The following is an 18,352-nucleotide window of genomic DNA, read 5'->3' on the forward strand; positions in this document are numbered from 1 at the left end:
CCGCCGGGTGATCATCAGCGGGCATTATCGTCAGAACTTCTGTTTTTTCTCCTCCACCTTCACCCCTTGTGTCGGTAGGCCGGTGTCATAGTCGCGTACAACTGGCGAATAGCCATCTTGTGGACGTGGACGAAACGCCCCCATCCAGCGCGGCCGTGCATCTTTACGCCACGGACGCAGACTCCATTGGTAACTGCGGAACGGATCGCGAATTTTGTCCATGTAATCCAATAAGGCGTCATGCATTTTGCTGCGAACGTCTGCAAAACGGATATCATCGATCAGGTTATGCATTTCATTTGGGTCATTACGGCGATCGTAAAGTTCATCACTGGTGAAGAGGTTGAGTACCAGTTTAAAGTCATCCGTCACCCAGCAACGCACCGGAATAAAACCGCCAAAGCTGTCATGCTCAATCTCGTAGCGGTTAAATTCCACCATCACGCCGCGTGGCTCTTTCACGGCAAGGATATTTTCCCCCGGCAGAATCTCTGGTTTTTCAATATCTGCCAGCGCCATCATTGTCGGCAGTAAATCGATATGACTGACTGGCGTATCGACCTGTCGCCGCTCCCCTTGCGGCGAACGGATGATCAGCGGAATGCGGGTGATGTCGTCATACATCGCCGCCCCTTTACTGATCAGCTTATGTGCGCCCATCATTTCGCCGTGATCGGAGGTATAAATAACCCACGTATTTTCACGTTGCTCTGGCGTTAAGGCATTGATGACCCGTCCGATTTGGTCATCAACAAAGTCATTACAGGCAAAATAGAGCGGATGGTGATAAAGCCCGTCATCACCGACTGGCGATGGCATCGCCTGCGCCCATAAGCGGTGATGTTCCGGTTTGTTAGCCAGGTCATCCTGTGCTTTCTCGCCCAGCTCGTAGTAAAAATCAGCGTATTTCTCTAAATACTCCACCGGACAGGTGAACGGGTGATGCGGCTCATCATACGAAACCACCATCAGGAAAGGCTCGTCTGCGCGCGCAGGCTGTTGCAGAAAATCCACCGCCCGATTGCTGATACGATGCGCCCAGGTGAAGGTTTCGTCGATATGGTTCGCCTGTAAATCTTCGACGCTGTTTAGGCCATTGCGCCACAGGCTAATCTCTTTTTCCGTCAGTTCGCTAAGATAGTTCGCCCCATCGAACCAGTAATCAGCGTCCCACTCCGGCGGACACTCGCCAGTGCCGAAATAGTCATGACCGTCGAGATGCCATTTGCCGATGTAACAGGTGTGATAGCCGGCATCCTTAAAGTAGCGCCCCATAGTGGAGATGTTTTTGCCTGGCGCGACGTTGTTGGTCCACGGGCCGGACTGGTTAGCGTAGATACCGGTAAATAGTCCGGCCCGTGCAGGCGTACAAACCGGTGAACAGGTGTAGGCGGAATTAAAGCGAATACCTTCCGCCGCCAGACTATCAATATTTTGCGTATTCAGCGGTTTACCGCTATAGCAACCGACCATATTGGTGGCCTGGGTATCGGTCATGACGAACAGAAAATTGGGGCGTTTCATAGGCTATCCTTCCCGTCGGGAGTAAAGGTTACGGCTGGGTCGTGACGATGCCGCCAGCTGTCAAAAATCAGGTAGACAATCACTACGGCGGCAATGAAATAACTGATCATCGCTAACCAGCGCGTACCGTAGCCGCCGAATTCAGCCAGCCCGGCATAGACGCCAATCATCGCGAACAGGATGCCAATTGACGCGATCTTGACGTTTTTCCACGGTTTCATGTCCACCGCAAACGCATCTTTGAAGGTGAACGGCGTGGCGCGCGGTTTGATAAAACCGATCACCAGCATCACGACCACGTTGATGCAGAACGTACAGGCCAGCACATAGAGGAAATGGAAGTCGAACTTCACCAGATAGTTGATGGTGATGTAGCTGATTATGCCAATCCCCATCGCTACTTTTGCCGCCAGCGCCGGGATGCGCGGGAAGAAAAAGCCCATAATGATGATGGTAACCAGCGGCACGTTGTAAATGCCGTTGAGCTGTTTCATCCAGCTATACAGCCCCTGCGGCGCGTTGGCGATCCACGGCGCGACCAGCACCGAAACGATAGCGATAAAGAAACCAAATTTGCGCCCGACGGTGACCAGCTGCTGCGGCTCGGCATTCTGGTTAATGATGCGACGGTAAATACCCATACTGAATAACGTACTGGCGCTATTCAGAAAGCCGTTGAAGGTACTGATCACCGCACCAAATAACACCGCGCCGAAGAAACCCACCATTGGCACTGGCAGAACGTTATTGACCAGCGTCGGGTAGGCCATGTCGGCTTTCGGTAAATCCTGATACAGATGAAACGCAATCAACCCTGGCAGCACCAGTACCAGCGGGTCGAGCATTTTCAGCACCGCCGTTAACAGCGCCCCCTTTTGCCCTTCCGCCAGGCTTTTTGACGCCAGCGTGCGTTGCACGATGCCCTGATTTGTACACCAGTAAAAGGTGTTCACCAGAATCAAACCGGTAAATGCCGCGCCAATCGGCAAGGGATCGGTCGGGCCACCGATTGAGTTTAATTTCTCGGCGTGAACGGTGGTGAGTTGCTCAATGCCCTGCATAAAGCTGCCCTTGCCCATCGCGATCAGGCCAAATACCGGCACCATCAACCCGCCGATAACCAGCCCAATACCGTTGATGGAGTCCGCCACTGCCATTGCGCGCAGTCCGCCGATCACCGCATACAAAATTCCCGCCAGACCAAGCAAAATTACCAGTAGCCAGATAGCCGCACCGTGAGAAATCTGTAGCGATTCCCCGACGTGAAACAGGCTGTTGAGCGCCAACGCGCCGGAGTAGAGAACAATCGGCAGAAAGCAGACGCCGGTGGCAATTAGGAAGCAGAAGTCGATGATAATACGCGTCGTTTTATCATAACGTTCCTCCAGAAAATCGGGGATGGTGGCAATGCCGCGCTTCAGATAGCGCGGTAAAAAGATTAGCGCGAGGAAGATCAGCGTCACCGCTGAAGTCACTTCCCAGCCCATCACCGACATGCCGCTTTTGTAGGCCTGCCCGGAAAGGCCGACCAGTTGTTCCGTGGAAAGGTTGGTTAGCATTAACGAAGCGGCAATAACCGGCGCTTTTAGTGAACGTCCGGCAAGAAAATAGCCTTGTTGCGATCCGGTATCTGTTTTGCGGACCTTCCACCAGGTGATCACCGCCACCAGCAGCGTAAAACCGACAAAACTCAAGATTTGTAACGAATTCATCTCATAGCCCTTATTTATGTTTATGTCCCGGACGCATGAATATAGGGAGAGGTAAAATGCGTCGGGTCAGGCAGTCAGATTCTTAAAATACAAACGTCGTATCCCTGAACGGATTGTTTTCTGTTAAGTTCAGGTTGTGAGCATAATTCGCCGGAGGGATATTAAAATGAATGGAAAATTGCAAAGTTCAGATGTAAAAAACGAAACTCCGTACAATATTCCCTTATTGATTAACGAAAATGTGATCTCCAGCGGAATTTCTCTGATCTCGCTCTGGCATACCTACGCCGACGAGCATTACCGGGTGATCTGGCCGCGGGACAAGAAGAAACCGCTTATCGCCAACTCATGGGTTGCGGTGTATACCGTACAAGGATGTGGGAAAATTCTTTTAAAGAATGGCGAACAAATAACACTGCATGGCAACTGTATTATATTCTTAAAGCCAATGGATATTCACTCTTATCACTGTGAAGGTTTAGTCTGGGAACAGTACTGGATGGAATTTACCCCCACCAGTATGATGGATATTCCCGTTGGTCAGCAAAGCGTTATTTATAATGGCGAAATTTATAATCAGGAACTCACCGAAGTTGCTGAGTTAATAACTTCACCAGAAGCAATAAAAAATAATCTGGCAGTCGCTTTTCTGACGAAAATTATTTATCAGTGGATTTGTCTTATGTACGCAGATGGTAAAAAAGATCCACAACGGCGGCAAATTGAAAAATTAATTGCCACTTTACATGCCAGTCTGCAACAACGCTGGAGCGTAGCTGATATGGCTGCCACGATCCCCTGTAGCGAAGCCTGGTTGCGTCGTCTGTTTTTACGCTATACCGGCAAGACGCCGAAAGAATATTACCTCGATGCGCGTCTGGATCTGGCGCTATCGCTATTAAAGCAACAAGGAAACTCGGTTGGCGAAGTCGCTGATACGCTCAACTTCTTCGACTCCTTTCATTTCAGCAAAGCCTTTAAACATAAATTTGGTTATGCGCCGTCAGCCGTGCTAAAGAATACGGACCAGCACCCAACGGATGCCAGTCCACACAATTAACGTAACTCTGGCCAGTACGCTTTGTTGGCCTCCAGCAACTCATCCAGAATAGCTTTGGCGACCGAGGCGCTCGGTACCGTTTTCGACAACGTAATCGCCTGCCACAGGTGCTGATATGAACGCTGTTCCCAGGCGTCCACGACCAGTTTTTCCACCGCCACTTGCTGACTCATTAACCCTTTCTGAAACTGCGGGATATCGCCGACCACCAGTGGTTCAGGCCGTAGTAGCGCACGCGCATCTGTTTGCGATCTTGCAGCCCAACAATTTGCGCCATCCGGCTTTCAATACCGATTGGCATGTCACAGATGTTGAGGATTTTCGCATTCGGGCGCAGACGACGCGTGGCTTCTGCGACAATTGCTGCCGGGTTGGAGTAGTTGAGCATCCAGGCGTTTGGTGAATATTTTTCCATATAATCCACCAGTTCCAGGACGCCGCCAATGGAACGCATGCCGTACGCTATTCCGCCGGGTCCGCAAGTTTCCTGACCAACAACACCGTGGCGCAGTGGGATTTTTTCATCCAGTTCGCGCATCGGGTACTTGCCGACGCGGATGTGCGCCATGACAAAATCAACGTCGCTGAATGCCACTTCAGGATCGGTGGTGTAACTAAACTCAATGTCCGGCGCTTTCTCTTTAAGGATGACTTTACAGGCTTCGGCAATCACTTCCTGCCGCGCACCATCGTTATCATAAAATTTCAGTGCACGAAGCGGGAAACGGTCCTGATTCGCCAGGAGCATCAACACGATGCCTGGCGTAAAGGTGCTTCCACCGCCTGCGACAACCACTGAGAATTTGGTCATTATACTGCCTCCGTAATGGCAACATTTTCTGCTGATTGATGAGAATTAATTAAGCTATCGAGCTGTTCACGCAATTGGGATACATGCAGACCAATGATCACCTGAATGGCATCGCCACTACGGAAGACGCCGTGCGCTCCCAGCTTTTTAAAGACTTCGTCATCCAGCGTTTGTGACATGTCATGCAGTGCAATGCGTAGACGCGTCGCGCAATTGTTAATGCTGGAGATATTGCCGACCCCGCCCAGGGCTTGCAGGATACCGGCAGCCTGATCCAGCTCTTTTTTTGGCTCTGCAGCGGTGGTTTGGCCTCGCGAGGCTTTGTATTCGGCTTTTGAGTAGAGTTTCACTTCCGCATCTTCACGTCCCGGCGTGCACATGTTGAATTGCAGAATCAGGGTGCGGAAAACCACGAAGTACAGCAGGGTAAAGCACAACCCAATGGCGATTTGGGTCAGCATCATATCCGCGTGGTTGCTGAACATCGGGATCCAGTTTTGCGGTAAAACCTGGTCAATCAGACCTCCGCCCATGTTGCCCACCACACCAAAGAGATACATCACGGTCGACATTGAGGCCGCCAGCACGGCGTGTACCGCAAACAGCAACGGTGAAATGAACAGGAAGGTAAATTCCAGCGGTTCGGTAATTCCCACCAGCATGGCGGTTAAGGTTGCGGGAATCAGCAAGCCCGCCACTTTTACCCGATTTTCCGGTGCGGCAGTGAAGTACATCGCTAAAGAAATGCCCACGGCACCAAAGATTTTTGAGTTACCGTGCAGGGCAAAACCGCCTTCCGGGAACAACGATTTCAGCGGCTCGGCGCTCAAACTGAACTCTTGCAGATGCTGCGCCCAGTACATCTGAATGCCGCCTTCAACAGCTGCCGGACCAAAGATAAACGGTCCGTAGATGAAGTGGTGTAAACCGGTTGGGATCAGAATACGTTCGAGGAAGGTGTAAACCCACACCCCAAGCGCACCCGCCGAACGCAGGAACGCTTGCAGAGATTCAATCCCCGTTTGTACTTTTGGCCAGCCGAGCAATGTCAGCCAGGCACAGGGGATCATCACCAGGAAGGCGATAATCACCACATAAGACGTCCCCTGGAAAATGCCGAGAAACACCGGCAGTTTTTTATCGAACAGACGGTTATGCAGCGCCGTCACGATGCCGGAAATGATAATTGCGCCGATAATGCTGGTATCGAGGGTTTTAATCCCCGCCATCATTGTCAGACCGCTACCTGCCACCGCGTCCTGAGTGAAATCGACGCCGAAGTAGCTTCCCCAGGTCATTCCCATCGCGTTGATGAAATAGTTCCAGGTCAGGAAACTCACCATCACCGCCAGACAAGCACGCCCTTGCGCTTGCTTAGCAAGGCCAATGGGTAAACCGACAGCAAAAATCAGCGGCATATTACGGAATACCGTCCAACCGCCCTCTTCAATAATGTGTACGATTTGCGCGAATAAACTGTTCGGATCGGTCAGTGATTCCCCGACAAACATCGGGTTTTGCAGCAAGATGGCAAGACCCACCACAATCCCGGCGAAGGGAAACAGCAGCACTGGCGTGAACATCGCGCCGCCAAAGCGTTGAATTTGACTGAGCATTTCCACATCCTCTTTTCTCAATTCTGTAAGTAGGAAGCCTGATTGGTTATGCGGCAGGCCTGGAGCGAGGATAGGAAGATGCGATCGACAGAACATGACGACCCAATGGGATTCGTGATCGCTTTCATGCTTTTCGTTGGGCGGTAGAGATCTACGTTTTCGCGAAAAAGTAGACATCTGTGAGCACTGGTACACAGCATCGAACACATCTTTAAAAAAAAGATGTTTTTTCAATCGATTAAGCAGAACTTGTGGGCGCATTACCCGGGCTTGCAGGCAAAAAAGAGATCTAGAGATGATCTACAAAAGCATTGCGGAGCGGTTAAGAATTCGACTTAATTCCGCAGATTTCACGCTAAACAGCCTTCTTCCCGGTGAAAAAAAGTTGGCGGAAGAATTTGCAGTATCCCGGATGACCATCCGTAAAGCGATTGACCTGCTGGTAGCGTGGGGGCTGGTGGTCCGCCGCCACGGCAGCGGCACTTACCTGGTGCGCAAAGATGTGCTGCATCAAACCGCCAGCCTGACCGGACTGGTGGAGGTGTTAAAACGGCAGGGAAAAACGGTCACCAGCCAGGTGCTGATTTTTGAAATCATGCCTGCGCCTCCGGCCATTGCCAGCCAGTTACGGATTCAAATCAACGAGCAGATCTACTTCTCCCGTCGCGTTCGTTTTGTGGAAGGGAAACCGCTGATGCTGGAAGACAGCTATATGCCGGTAAAACTGTTCCGTAATCTTTCGCTGCAACATCTGGAAGGGTCGAAGTTTGAATATATTGAACAAGAGTGCGGGATTTTGATTGGCGGTAATTATGAAAGCCTGACGCCAGTGCTCGCCGATAGACTGCTGGCGCGGCAAATGAAGGTAGCGGAACACACGCCACTGCTGCGGATCACCTCGTTGTCATATAGCGAGAGCGGGGAGTTTTTGAATTATTCAGTGATGTTCAGAAATGCCAGCGAATACCAGGTGGAGTACCATTTACGGCGACTCCACCCGGAAAAGAGTTAACCGATACTCCAGAAGAGCACCGCCAGTAATTGGGGGGTGATAATTCGCAGAAACATCACTAACGGATAGACAGTGGCGTAAGAGAGCGCCGCCGCACCACTGGTTGGATGAAGATTATTAGCAAACGCCAGCGCCGGAGGATCGGTCATGGAACCTGCCAGCATCCCGCACATGGTCAGGTAATTCATTTTGGCTAACATCCGCGCCAGAATGCCAACAGTAATCAGCGGAACGGCGGTGATCAGGGCACCATAACCAATCCAGCTTAGCCCTTCGCCATTGACCAGGGTATTCACAAAATCCCCACCAGATTTCAGACCAACGACCGAGAGGAACAGCACGATCCCCAGCTCCCGCAGCGCGAGGTTGGCGCTTGGCGGCATAAACCAGTACAGCTTGCCGATACTGCCGATACGCCCGAGGATCAACGCCATAATCAGCGGACCGCCCGCCAGCCCCAGTTTCAACGCGGCCGGGAACCCAGGCACAAAGACGGGAATAGAACCTAACAATACGCCAAGCCCGATGCCAATAAACACTGGCAGCATCTGAACCTGTTGCAGTTTTTGCTGCGCATTCCCCAGCACATTGGCAACGGCATCAATTGCGGACGGACGCCCCACCAGATTGAGGATATCGCCGAACTGCAGGCTGATATCGCCACTGGCGACCAGTTCGACCCCGGCACGGTTCAGGCGCGAGATAACAACGTCATAGCGTTCTTTAAAGTGCAGGTCGCGAATACGTTTTCCGAGCACGTTTTCATTGGTGACCACCACACGCTCGACGCGCAAATCAGTGCCTTTCGTAGACAGCGAGGTATCGACCTCCTGACCAATCACCAGTTGCGCATTATGTAAATCCGCTGGCTGACCCACCAGATGCAGCAAATCGCCCAGTTGGATAATGGTATCTGGCGAAGGAACTTTTAGGGTTTCTTCGCGTTTCAGACGCGAGCAGATAATTTTGTCGCCGTTGAGAATCGGTACATCTTTAATGGCTAAATCATGCAGGTTAGGGTTCTCAACGCGAATATTGATAGTCTTGATCAGCGCGCCGCCATTGGTGCGTGAAGACTCGTGCTGCTGAGCTTCTGTCTCGACATTGACGCGGAAAATAACCCGCAACATCCACATGGTGAACAAAATCCCGCAAATGCCGAATGGATACGCCATCGCGTAACTCATCCCCATCTGATCGACCATTTCCATTGGTGTACCCAGGTCGCGCAAAATCTGCTGCCCTGCCCCCAGCGCTGGCGTATTGGTAACCGCACCGGAGAAAATCCCCAGCACTACCGGCAGTGGAATATCAAACAGTTTATGCAGGATGGCGGTAACCAGACCACCGATGATGACGATCAGAACAGCAAACAGGTTGAGGCGTAATCCGGAGACGCGCAATGAGGCAAAGAAGCCCGGCCCTACCTGAATCCCGATGGTATAAACGAACAGGATCAGGCCAAATTCCTGAATAACATGCAGCATATCGCTACTTAATGTCATCCCCGCCTGAGAAACAAAATGGCCGACGATGATCCCACCAAACAGCACGCCGCCAATACCTAATCCTATGCCGCGAAATTTGACGTTGCCGATAAACAAACCGACGACTGCCACCAAAGCCAGAATACTGACCGTTAATGCTATATCACTCATCGTCCATTTCTCTTGAGATAACATTTTAATTGCTACGGATTATGGCTGAATCGGTGAAGCAGATTTGCCTTATAGCGCACATTATCACGGGAAAGAACGTGCCGAAATATCTTAAACAGTCGAAATTTAACGCATTGTTGAGTAAGTAAGACAAAAAAAGCCCCACCAGAATGGCGGGGCAAAGAGAATAGCTAGTTAGCTATTTAACGCGGGACGTTCGCTGATAGCGATACGCTGCGCTGCGATGGGTTCAGGCTCATTACGAATTAAATCAATATGCAGTAAACCGTTTACGAAGGTTGCGCCAGAGACTTCCATATTTTCAGCCAGCGTAAAGCTCAGGCTAAATGGCTGATTCATAAGCCCTTGATGCAGCCATTTTTTCTCTTCTTTTGGCTGCTCCGGCGTGCCTTTTACGCTCAGGCGCGTACCTTCCAGTTGAATCTCTAAATCTTCCTGACGGAAACCTGCCAGCGCAAGGGTAATGCGGTAGTGGTTATCGTCGCTTTTCTCAATGTTGTACGGCGGGAAGCTCTGGCTTTCACCGGCGTTTTGCAGTGCGTTGGCCAGTTTGTCAAAACCGATCCATTGACGCATCAGTGGGGATAAATCGAAGTTACGCATAGTCATTTCTCCTTCTAAGAAGCGAGTAAGTACCTGCAAATCCGAAGATTCGCATATGCTCCCTGACGGCGAGCATGGAGATGTCAGGCCGCGCCAGGCGGCCTTAGGGAATTAGTTGATTTCGATACGGCGCGGTTTTTTCGCTTCCGGAATCACGCGTTCGAGATCGATATACAGCAAACCATTTACCAGGTTAGCCCCACGAACATGAATGTTCTCAGCTAACTGGAATTTGCGTTCAAAGTTGCGTTCAGCGATGCCCTGGTACAGATAGGTGCGCTCTTTTTGTTCGTCGGCGTGAGCACCTTTCACCACCAGCAGATTATCCTGGGCGGTAATTTCCAGTTCGCTCTCAGCAAAACCAGCCACAGCGATAGCAATGCGGTAATGGTTTTCGTCTACCAGTTCAACGTTATACGGAGGGTAGCCGCCATTACTCTGGCTCTGGTTGTTTTCTAAGTGGTTAAACAAACGGTCAAATCCAATAGCAGAACGGTAAAGCGGGGATAAATCAAAGTTACGCATAATCAATAGCTCCTGAAATCAGCGAGAATGTAAGACCTTCCACAATGGACAGGTCAGGTAGCCAGAACACCCATCAGGCGCGTCCTCATCGGCTACGATGTAAAAATGGGTCTGGAAATGAACTTTTCAAGCCTTATCAGCGGACTTTTTTTTGCAGTTTATGGTCTATTGCATAGACTGAGGGGGCAGCACGAAACGTTAAAGTGCGATTGCCGCCACAGAGCGACGTAATGATGATGTTATTTTCAGCAAGGGATCGCTATAACTCATCAGGCCAACACCCACGATCAACAGATGAATTTATTATGATAAGAAATGTGTTGTTAGCGTTCATGATATGCAGCGGAATGACATTACTCGGAGGATGCTCCAGCGTGATGTCCCATACCGGGGGGAAAGAAGGAACGTATCCCGGCACCCGCGCCAGCGCCACCATGATTGGCGACGATGAAACCAACTGGGGCACTAAGTCGCTGGCGATTCTCGATATGCCGTTTACCGCTGTGATGGACACGCTTTTACTGCCGTGGGATGTGTTCCGCAAAGACAGCTCGGTGCGCTCACGCGTTGAAAAAAGCGAAGCCAACGCGCAAGCCACCAATGCGGTTATTCCACCGGCCAGAATGCCTGATAACTGATTTAGCGATCAGTTTCGGTGATCCACAGCTGGCCACCTTCCATCCACGCCAGCCATTGACCATCCGGTGAGAAGACCACGGCATCCGCAGAAGGCGGATTGGCGTGGTTTTCGGTTAAATACTCAACCTCGCCGCTTTGCGCATGGGCACAAGCAATTCGATTATCCAGCACAAAGCCCAACCATTCTCCTGATGGATGCCAGTTAAATGCAGACTGAATATCCGTTTTGTTATGGGTTAACTGGCGCGGCTCGCCGCCCTGTGGCGAGATAAGCCATAGTTGCACAATGCCGTTATCATCACGCATTAAAAACGCGATTTGCGTACCCTGCGGATTACAGCGCACCCAGTGGCGCGGGACGTTGACTAACCCCGGATAAGCCCGATGGTGGGTAAAGGTTAAACGTCGCTGCACGACGCCGCGCGGTGGCGCGGGCAGGGTGGTTTCCGTTCCACTTAACGGCGCATCACCTGCCGCTTTCCAGCCAGCTTCATCTTGCGGTAACTCAACGATAAACAGCTCCGGCACTTTCTCGCCCTTTGGCGAAAGTGTGTCGCCAATAAACGCCAGCGTGTGATTTCCTACCCATCCTTCTTCATAAGCACGATTGATTTCATCACTGCCTGGCTGCGGCGTGGGCGTGGTTTTACTCACCAGCACGCACCAGTGGCTACCGCTGTACTCACGCGGATGCTGCTTTTGTACATTGACCGGGCCAAACGGTGCAGCAACACCGACGTTTCGCAAATCCAGCGCCGGATCGAGTTGATGCATTACATGGTCGTTATAGGTAAAGCTCACCCTTTCACCGTTCGGGCTAAAGACATGCACATGGCTGCCGCCGCGCAGCGCTCCAGGCGTATACGGCGCGGTAATATCCATCGCATCAAGGTTACTCATCTTGCCGCCTTCAACAATCACTCCGCGCCGATGATGGAAGTCGTAATGCCATGTTTCATCAGGATTTTCCGGGCCGTGGATGAAGACATACTTCTCTGACTTCGGATGAACGGTCACCACGCCGACGTGTGCGCCCTGTGACGCGCGATAGATAACCTCGACCTCGCCGGTATGGATATTCACACGCTCAATGCTCTCTCCGGTAAACGACGCGCCAGAAGGACGCACGTCAAATACCAGCCACTGGCTGTCGGGCGTCCAGGTATTGGTATTGGTGAGCAGGTGATTACGGGGAGCAAAGGTTATCTGTTTCATGGCGCGGTCCTGATACAAAACGGGTCCCGCCATCATACTTCACAAGGACTTCACTTTCAGACAATAGTCTTTTGCCATCGTGATGAATGTGAGTGAAAAGATGGAACATTTCGACGTGGCGATTATTGGCATCGGCCCGGCAGGATCGGCGTTGGCGCGAAAATTAGCAGGCAAAATGCAGGTGATCGCGCTGGATAAAAAGCACCAGTGTGGTACTGAAGGTTTCAGCAAACCTTGCGGCGGTCTGCTGGCACCGGACGCGCAGCGATCTTTTATTCGCGATGGACTGACGCTTCCTGTCGATGTGATCGCCAACCCGCAGATTTTCAGCGTCAAAACTGTCGACGTCGCCGCATCGCTCACGCGTAACTACCAGCGAAGCTATATCAATATTAATCGCCATGCTTTCGACTTGTGGATGAAATCGCTGATCCCCACCAGCGTTGAGGTTTATCACGATAGCCTGTGCCGAAAAATCTGGCGTGAGGATGATAAATGGCATGTCATTTTTCGTGCAGACGGCTGGGAGCAACATATTACCGCCCGCTATCTGGTCGGTGCCGATGGCGCAAACTCGATGGTGCGGCGACATCTCTACCCGGATCATCAAATCCGTAAATATGTCGCTATCCAGCAGTGGTTCGCGGAGAAACATCCGGTGCCGTTCTACTCCTGCATCTTTGATAATTCGATAACTAACTGTTATTCATGGAGTATCAGCAAAGACGGTTATTTTATCTTTGGCGGTGCTTATCCAATGAAAGACGGTCAGACGCGTTTCACGACGCTGAAAGAGAAAATGAGCGCCTTTCAATTCCAGTTTGGTAAGGCGGTGAAAAGCGAAAAATGCACGGTGCTGTTTCCCTCACGCTGGCAGGATTTTGTCTGCGGTAAGGACAACGCCTTTCTGATTGGCGAAGCGGCAGGATTTATCAGCGCCAGTTCGCTGGAGGGGATTAGCTATGCGCTGGATAGCGCAGACATTCTGCGTGCGGTGTTACTGAAGCAGCCAGAGAAGCTCAATACCGCTTACTGGCGCGCCACCCGCAAACTGCGTTTAAAACTCTTCGGCAAGATAGTAAAAAGCCGATGCCTGACCGCACCGGCTTTAAGAAAGTGGATTATGCGCAGTGGTATGGCGCATATTCCACAGTTGAAAGATTAGCCAACGCGCTTCACATCGCCCACCAGCAGGATGTAAGAGAGCGCGCCAATCAACGCGACGGCGGAGATATAAACCAGTGCAGGTGCGAAACCGTAACCCTGCGCCAGGTACCCCACCACCAGCGGAACGGTGATGCCGCCCAGACCACCGGCGAAGTTAAACACGCCGCCGGTTAAACCAATCAGGCGCATCGGTGCCAGAGAAGAGACCAGCGACCAGGTAATCGAAGCAAAACCGTTACCGAAGAATGCCAGCGCCATCAGGCACATAATCATCATCGGATCGTTAGTGTAGTTAGCGCCCATAATGCAGGTGGAGATCAGCAAGCCGCAGATAATCGGCGTTTTACGCGCAAAGCCCAGTGAAAAGCCCTTACGTACCAGCAGATCCGCGACCCAGCCAGAGAGCAGGACGCCGACAAACGCCGCGAGGAATGGCACCGTGGTCATAAAGCCTGCTTTCAGCGCCGTGATTCCTTTTTCCTGGGTTAAATAGTTCGGGAACCAGGTTAAGAAAAACCACAGTGTAGAAGCCACCGCAAATTGCCCAAGATAAACGCCGATCAGTTTACGATGGAACACCAGCTTCCAGTCTTTGGCTGTTAACGGCTGACGTGCCTCTTTTTTCACCGGCGCATCACCATCCACCAGACCGCCGCCATCACGAATGTAATCCAGTTCAGCTTTGCTGATACCTTTGGTCAGGCGCGGCGGCTGATAAACCTTAAACCAAATCAGCGACCAGATAATGCCGATACCACCAGTGACAATGAACACCCAGTGCCAGCTCAACATCTCCTGAATCCAGATCAGCAGCGGAGTCAAAAACGCCAGACCGACAAACTGACCAGACGTATAAAAACCAACGGCGGAAGCGCGTTCATGTTCCGGGAACCAGCTGGTCACCATCCGGTTATTGGTCGGGAAAGCGGGCGCTTCGAAAATACCGGTTATCGCACGCAGACCAATTAATGACATTAATCCCGTGGCAAAGCCCTGGAATAAAGTCGCCACTGACCAACCAAATATCGCAATAAAATAAGTCACGCGAGAACCTACGCGATCTAAAAACCAACCGCCGGGGATCTGGCATAGCGTATAAAGCCAGGCGAAGGCCGAAAATACATAGCCCATTTCCGCTTTCGTAATGCCGAACTCTTCCTGAATATGGGCGGAAGCCACGGCCAGGTTAGCGCGGTCAACATAACAAATGACCACCGTAATAAAGATCATCACCAGCGTCAGATAACGCCGACGCCCCGGCTTTGCTGCATTAACGGGAATATCCATAGCGAGCTTTCTCCAGATTTTGGGCATAGCGAAGCCGCTCACCATGCCCTGTAATTTACAGAGGGTTATATTTTTGTATTGCTGTTTTAGTGCCCGATGAGGGGCTTACGTGGCAGGAATTACCACTCTGCTACGCTGTTATCTTCATGACGCCAGAGCGGATTACGCCAGTCCGGGGCATTTTTACTGAACTCAATAACTTTAGCTTCGTCGATTTCCACGCCTAAGCCCGGTTTCGTTAACGGTTTAAAGAAGCCGCCAACCATGCTGAAGTCTTCTTTGTTTTTCACAAAGTCGAGTAACTCCGCGCCTTTGTTGTAATGAATGCCCATACTTTGTTCCTGAAGTACCGCGTTATAGGAAACAAAGTCGATATGCAGACAAGCCGCCAGTGCAATCGGTCCGAGCGGACAGTGCGGCGCAAGGGTCACATCATAGGCTTCTGCCATTCCGGCAATTTTGTAGCATTCGGTAATACCGCCCGCGTGGGAGAGATCCGGTTGCAGAATCGAAATACCGCCCGCCTCCAGCACGCGTTTAAAATCGAAGCGTGAGAACATGCGCTCACCCGCCGCCAGCGGAATATGCGTTTGTGCCGCCAGTTTCGGGTAGTATTCGGCTTGTTCTGCCAGCACCGGCTCTTCAATAAACAGTGGGCGATACGGCTCCAGTTCTTTAATCAGCACTTTCGCCATCGGCGCGCTGACGCGACCGTGGAAATCAAGACCAAACTCAATCTGATTGCCAAAAGCTTCACGAATTTGTGCCACGGTGTTGACTGCCGCATCTACCGCGCGGGAGTTATCAATTAGCCCCAGTTCTTCACAACCGTTCAGTTTAAAGGTATCGAAGCCGATTTCGCGTAGCGTTTTAATGCCGTCGATAACATCCGCCGGACGATCGCCGCCGACCCAACTGTAGGCTTTAATTTTGTCGCGAACCAGGCCGCCCATCAGTTGCCAGACCGGCGCATTCAGCACTTTGCCTTTGATATCCCATAACGCCTGGTCGATCCCGGCGATGGCGCTCATCAGGATTGGACCGCCACGATAAAATCCGGCGCGATACATCACTTGCCATAAGTCGTTGATGCGCGATGGATCCTGACCAATCAAATAGTCGCTCAGCTCGTGAACTGCCGCTTCCACCGTGCGGGCGCGGCCTTCAATCACTGGCTCGCCCCAGCCGACCACGCCTTCATCGGTTTCAATTTTCAGGAACATCCAGCGGGGAGGTAAACGATACGTGGTAATTTTGGTGATTTTCATTGCACTGCCTCTCGATACGCCTTAACAAATGCTGCTGCCTGCTGCGCGGTGCGTTCTACGGACTGCCCGGCGCGATAGAGATCGCTGCCTAAGCCCGCCCCAGCACAACCTGCGTCTATCCACTGCGCCAGGTTTTCTGGCGTCACGCCGCCAACGGCAAAGACTGCGATGTCCGATGGCAATACCGCTTTTAACGCTTTGATGTATTGCGGACCAAAAGCCGATGACGGAAATATTTTCAGCGCCTGCGCGCCCGCTTCGAGCGCGGTAAAGGCTTCGGTCGCCGTCGCGCAGCCGGGGCAGACGGTCATGCCGTAGCCCACCGCACGGCGGATCACTTCACTATGGATATTGGGCGTAACGATGAGCTGACAGCCCATCCTGGCGAGCGCATCGACCTGTTCAGGTTTCAGTACCGTACCTGCGCCAATCAACGCCTTGTCGCCATACGCATCAACGATGGCGGGAATGCTTTGCTCCCATTGTGGGGAATTCAGCGGGATTTCAACCGCGTCGAACCCGGCGTCAATCACCGCGCCAACATGCGCCAGCGCCTCGTCGGGCTTAATGCCGCGCAAAATGGCGATCAGCGGAAGTTTAGTTTGCCACTGCATGAGCGATGCTCCTTATACCAGCCTGAAATGCCGTGTCGCCCGCCACCGCCGTCACGTCGCAACCCATCGCCTGAAAGGCTTGCTGGTAGCGCGCGGTCAGCGATGTTCCGGCGACAAGGGTGATGGCGTGTTGATGGGTCACATAGTCGCGCATACTGGCAACCTCTGCGCCAATCAACAAACCAGAGAGAAATTCGCTGACCTGTTCGCGGGGAAGTGTTCCCAGCACATGCGAGGCGCGAACTTCAAAAAGCTGCGGCAATATGGCGGGCGCATTAAGGCCGCGCTCAAGGCCAGCCGCGAAGGCATCGGCAGAGTTTTCCTGCGGCGGCAAACCTGCGCCAATCAATGAGTGATTTAACAGTAAATGATGTAATTCACCGGTCATCACGGTGCGAAAATCGTTGATTTGCTGGCTATCGGCCTGCACCCATTTGCAATGCGTACCGGGCATAACATAAAGAGAGGAAGGAGCCAGAGTTCGCGCGCCGATCAATTGTGTTTCTTCGCCGCGCATCACATTGTGGTTATCGTCATGAGAGACGCATAATCCGGGAATAATCCAGATATTGTCGCCAACAGACGTTAATTGTTCGCCAATAGACGAAAAACGGGCAGGAACAGATAAATACGGAGCAACTTTCCAGCCGACATTGCTGCCGACCATTCCTGCCATTACCACTGGCGTATTCTCTTCACGCCAGTCGGTCGTGACTTCTGCTAACACCGCAGCCGGAGATTTTCCGTTCAGGCGCGTGACGCCTGCTTCTGATTGCCTGCTCTCCAGGCAGTGGTCGCCCTGATAAAGCCAGGCGCGAAGATTGGTCGATCCCCAGTCAATTGCGATGTAGCGAGCTGTCATGTGATTTCCTTTAACCTTCGTGTCGAGCTGGCGATCATGGTAAGCGCCGCCTGCTCTGCCGCATCGCCGTCCTGATGCCGTATCGCATCGAACAGCGCCTTATGTTCCTGGAGCGTTTGCGGCATGTTGGCCTCATCGCCCATCCAGGTTCGTTCAAAAACCGCCCGCTGCAGCGAACTGATCGCAATGCTAAGTTGCTGTAACACCGGGTTATGCACCGACTGCAGCACCGCCTCGTGGTAGCGAATATCCGCTTCGTTAAACGCTTCGCGGTCCTGATTGTTGGCAATCATCTCGTTCAGCGCCGATTCAATCTGCGCCAGATCGCTGGAAGTCGCGCGCTCTGCTGCCCAACGGGCAATCGCCGGTTCCACCAGATTTCGCACTTCGCTCATGGCACTGATAAGCCGTGGGTCGTAGTCATTTTCCAGCACCCATTGCAGTACGTCAGTGTCGAGGTAATTCCACTGGTTACGCGGTGCCACAAACGCCCCGCGATAACGTTTCATTTCAATCAGCCGCTTCGCCATCAGCGAACGGAACACCTCACGGATGATGTTGCGCGAGGTTGCAAACTCCTCACAGAGTTCCGCCTCAGCCGGAAGCGGCGAGCCTGGCACGTATTTGCCGTGAACGATCTGTTTACCCAGCGTAATGACAATGCGATCGGTTTTATTGAGAGTCATGGAGAGTCCTTGTGCTCTGTATGTTCTTCTCTACTTTACCCCGATCGATGCATAACGCGGCAACTTTGTAGT

The 18,352-nt window shown here is 52.0% G+C and carries 16 protein-coding genes, 1 pseudogene and 1 other annotated feature; of the genes and pseudogenes, 4 read left to right on the forward strand and 13 right to left on the reverse strand.

The features are described 5' to 3' along the window. Positions 1–30: 30 nt before the first annotated feature. Both K0778_RS07380 and K0778_RS07385 read right to left on the reverse strand, forming a co-directional pair. Complete coding sequence (locus tag K0778_RS07380; protein WP_000828527.1) at positions 31–1,524, reverse strand: sulfatase-like hydrolase/transferase; 1,494 nt, start codon at positions 1,522–1,524, stop codon at positions 31–33. After that, positions 1,521–3,236, reverse strand: a complete 1,716-nt coding sequence (locus K0778_RS07385) for a solute:sodium symporter family transporter (protein WP_001087145.1) — start codon at positions 3,234–3,236, stop codon at positions 1,521–1,523. The genes K0778_RS07380 and K0778_RS07385 overlap by 4 nt, the downstream gene beginning before the upstream one ends. A 166-nt stretch (positions 3,237–3,402) precedes the next feature. Between K0778_RS07385 and K0778_RS07390 the strand changes: the two genes are divergently transcribed. Then, positions 3,403–4,296, forward strand: a complete 894-nt coding sequence (locus tag K0778_RS07390) for an AraC family transcriptional regulator (RefSeq protein WP_001013540.1) — start codon at positions 3,403–3,405, stop codon at positions 4,294–4,296. Here the strand turns inward: K0778_RS07390 and K0778_RS07395 are convergent. Both K0778_RS07395 and K0778_RS07400 read right to left on the reverse strand, forming a co-directional pair. Continuing rightward, positions 4,293–5,107, reverse strand: a pseudogene (locus tag K0778_RS07395) (hypothetical protein). The gene K0778_RS07390 and the pseudogene K0778_RS07395 sit on opposite strands and share 4 nt — an antisense overlap. Next, positions 5,107–6,723 (reverse strand): PTS sugar transporter subunit IIB, encoded by a 1,617-nt coding sequence (locus K0778_RS07400; protein WP_001460145.1) that lies wholly within the window; start codon positions 6,721–6,723, stop codon positions 5,107–5,109. Before K0778_RS07400 ends, K0778_RS07395 begins: the two are co-directional and overlap by 1 nt. A gap of 295 nt (positions 6,724–7,018) precedes the next feature. Here K0778_RS07400 and K0778_RS07405 point away from each other — a divergent pair, with 295 nt between their 5' ends. Further along, positions 7,019–7,735, forward strand: a complete 717-nt coding sequence (locus tag K0778_RS07405) for a GntR family transcriptional regulator (protein ID WP_001300779.1) — start codon at positions 7,019–7,021, stop codon at positions 7,733–7,735. Here the strand turns inward: K0778_RS07405 and K0778_RS07410 are convergent. The 3 genes from K0778_RS07410 to ibpA form a co-directional block, all read right to left on the reverse strand. Next, positions 7,732–9,393, reverse strand: coding sequence for a putative transporter (locus tag K0778_RS07410; RefSeq protein ID WP_001279752.1), 1,662 nt, complete (start codon positions 9,391–9,393; stop codon positions 7,732–7,734). The genes K0778_RS07405 and K0778_RS07410 overlap by 4 nt on opposite strands. 195 nt (positions 9,394–9,588) lie before the next feature. Beyond that, complete coding sequence (gene ibpB / locus K0778_RS07415; protein ID WP_001243431.1) at positions 9,589–10,017, reverse strand: small heat shock chaperone IbpB; 429 nt, start codon at positions 10,015–10,017, stop codon at positions 9,589–9,591. Positions 10,018–10,128: 111 nt separating this feature from the next. After that, positions 10,129–10,542, reverse strand: coding sequence for a small heat shock chaperone IbpA (ibpA, locus tag K0778_RS07420; protein ID WP_001243437.1), 414 nt, complete (start codon positions 10,540–10,542; stop codon positions 10,129–10,131). Beyond that, positions 10,536–10,608, reverse strand: a sequence feature (ROSE (Repression Of Heat Shock gene Expression) occurs in the 5'-region of heat shock genes and acts as an RNA thermometer to modulate expression.). It overlaps the preceding gene by 7 nt. A 239-nt stretch (positions 10,609–10,847) precedes the next feature. Here ibpA and K0778_RS07425 point away from each other — a divergent pair. Continuing rightward, on the forward strand, positions 10,848–11,180 hold the full coding sequence (locus tag K0778_RS07425) for a YceK/YidQ family lipoprotein (protein WP_000620888.1): 333 nt from the start codon (positions 10,848–10,850) through the stop codon (positions 11,178–11,180). Position 11,181: 1 nt separating this feature from the next. Here K0778_RS07425 and K0778_RS07430 read toward each other — a convergent pair whose 3' ends face one another. Continuing rightward, positions 11,182–12,396, reverse strand: coding sequence for a DUF3748 domain-containing protein (locus K0778_RS07430; protein WP_001460146.1), 1,215 nt, complete (start codon positions 12,394–12,396; stop codon positions 11,182–11,184). 100 nt (positions 12,397–12,496) lie between these two features. On the opposite strand from K0778_RS07430, the gene cbrA reads away from it, so the two are divergent. Continuing rightward, complete coding sequence (gene cbrA / locus K0778_RS07435) at positions 12,497–13,561, forward strand: colicin M resistance lipid reductase CbrA (RefSeq protein ID WP_001460147.1); 1,065 nt, start codon at positions 12,497–12,499, stop codon at positions 13,559–13,561. On the opposite strand, the gene K0778_RS07440 is transcribed toward cbrA, so the two are convergent. From K0778_RS07440 to dgoR, 5 genes are all read right to left on the reverse strand, one after another. After that, positions 13,558–14,895: an MFS transporter gene (locus K0778_RS07440; RefSeq protein WP_000253455.1), complete on the reverse strand. Its 1,338-nt coding sequence runs from the start codon at positions 14,893–14,895 to the stop codon at positions 13,558–13,560. The two genes, cbrA and K0778_RS07440, sit on opposite strands and share 4 nt — an antisense overlap. A 74-nt stretch (positions 14,896–14,969) precedes the next feature. Beyond that, a complete protein-coding gene (dgoD, locus tag K0778_RS07445) occupies positions 14,970–16,118 on the reverse strand; it encodes a galactonate dehydratase (RefSeq protein ID WP_000705012.1) in 1,149 nt (382 codons plus the stop codon). Then, complete coding sequence (gene dgoA, locus K0778_RS07450) at positions 16,115–16,732, reverse strand: 2-dehydro-3-deoxy-6-phosphogalactonate aldolase (RefSeq protein ID WP_001198699.1); 618 nt, start codon at positions 16,730–16,732, stop codon at positions 16,115–16,117. Before dgoA ends, dgoD begins: the two co-directional genes overlap by 4 nt. After that, positions 16,716–17,594 carry a 2-dehydro-3-deoxygalactonokinase gene (gene dgoK / locus K0778_RS07455; RefSeq protein ID WP_000127112.1) on the reverse strand — a complete coding sequence of 293 codons (879 nt, stop codon included), beginning with the start codon at positions 17,592–17,594 and terminating at the stop codon, positions 16,716–16,718. Before dgoK ends, dgoA begins: the two co-directional genes overlap by 17 nt. Continuing rightward, complete coding sequence (gene dgoR, locus K0778_RS07460) at positions 17,591–18,280, reverse strand: D-galactonate utilization transcriptional regulator DgoR (RefSeq protein ID WP_000174305.1); 690 nt, start codon at positions 18,278–18,280, stop codon at positions 17,591–17,593. The genes dgoK and dgoR overlap by 4 nt, the downstream gene beginning before the upstream one ends. Positions 18,281–18,352 lie beyond the last annotated feature (72 nt).

Origin of the sequence: Escherichia sp. XD33 (genome assembly GCF_019375075.1) — a bacterium.
Taxonomy (GTDB): domain Bacteria; phylum Pseudomonadota; class Gammaproteobacteria; order Enterobacterales; family Enterobacteriaceae; genus Enterobacter; species Enterobacter flexneri_A.

What these genes read in the sequence shown, in the direction of transcription:
- K0778_RS07430 (WP_001460146.1), bottom strand. Translation starts at nt 12,396, where the DNA reads ATGAAACAGATAACCTTTGCTCCCCGTAATCACCTGCTCACCAATACC.
- dgoK (WP_000127112.1), bottom strand. Translation starts at nt 17,594, where the DNA reads ATGACAGCTCGCTACATCGCAATTGACTGGGGATCGACCAATCTTCGC.
- cbrA (WP_001460147.1), top strand. Translation starts at nt 12,497, where the DNA reads ATGGAACATTTCGACGTGGCGATTATTGGCATCGGCCCGGCAGGATCG.
- K0778_RS07425 (WP_000620888.1), top strand. Translation starts at nt 10,848, where the DNA reads ATGATAAGAAATGTGTTGTTAGCGTTCATGATATGCAGCGGAATGACA.
- K0778_RS07410 (WP_001279752.1), bottom strand. Translation starts at nt 9,393, where the DNA reads ATGAGTGATATAGCATTAACGGTCAGTATTCTGGCTTTGGTGGCAGTC.
- K0778_RS07405 (WP_001300779.1), top strand. Translation starts at nt 7,019, where the DNA reads ATGATCTACAAAAGCATTGCGGAGCGGTTAAGAATTCGACTTAATTCC.
- ibpA (WP_001243437.1), bottom strand. Translation starts at nt 10,542, where the DNA reads ATGCGTAACTTTGATTTATCCCCGCTTTACCGTTCTGCTATTGGATTT.
- dgoR (WP_000174305.1), bottom strand. Translation starts at nt 18,280, where the DNA reads ATGACTCTCAATAAAACCGATCGCATTGTCATTACGCTGGGTAAACAG.
- K0778_RS07380 (WP_000828527.1), bottom strand. Translation starts at nt 1,524, where the DNA reads ATGAAACGCCCCAATTTTCTGTTCGTCATGACCGATACCCAGGCCACC.
- K0778_RS07385 (WP_001087145.1), bottom strand. Translation starts at nt 3,236, where the DNA reads ATGAATTCGTTACAAATCTTGAGTTTTGTCGGTTTTACGCTGCTGGTG.
- ibpB (WP_001243431.1), bottom strand. Translation starts at nt 10,017, where the DNA reads ATGCGTAACTTCGATTTATCCCCACTGATGCGTCAATGGATCGGTTTT.
- K0778_RS07400 (WP_001460145.1), bottom strand. Translation starts at nt 6,723, where the DNA reads ATGCTCAGTCAAATTCAACGCTTTGGCGGCGCGATGTTCACGCCAGTG.
- dgoA (WP_001198699.1), bottom strand. Translation starts at nt 16,732, where the DNA reads ATGCAGTGGCAAACTAAACTTCCGCTGATCGCCATTTTGCGCGGCATT.
- dgoD (WP_000705012.1), bottom strand. Translation starts at nt 16,118, where the DNA reads ATGAAAATCACCAAAATTACCACGTATCGTTTACCTCCCCGCTGGATG.
- K0778_RS07390 (WP_001013540.1), top strand. Translation starts at nt 3,403, where the DNA reads ATGAATGGAAAATTGCAAAGTTCAGATGTAAAAAACGAAACTCCGTAC.
- K0778_RS07440 (WP_000253455.1), bottom strand. Translation starts at nt 14,895, where the DNA reads ATGGTGAGCGGCTTCGCTATGCCCAAAATCTGGAGAAAGCTCGCTATG.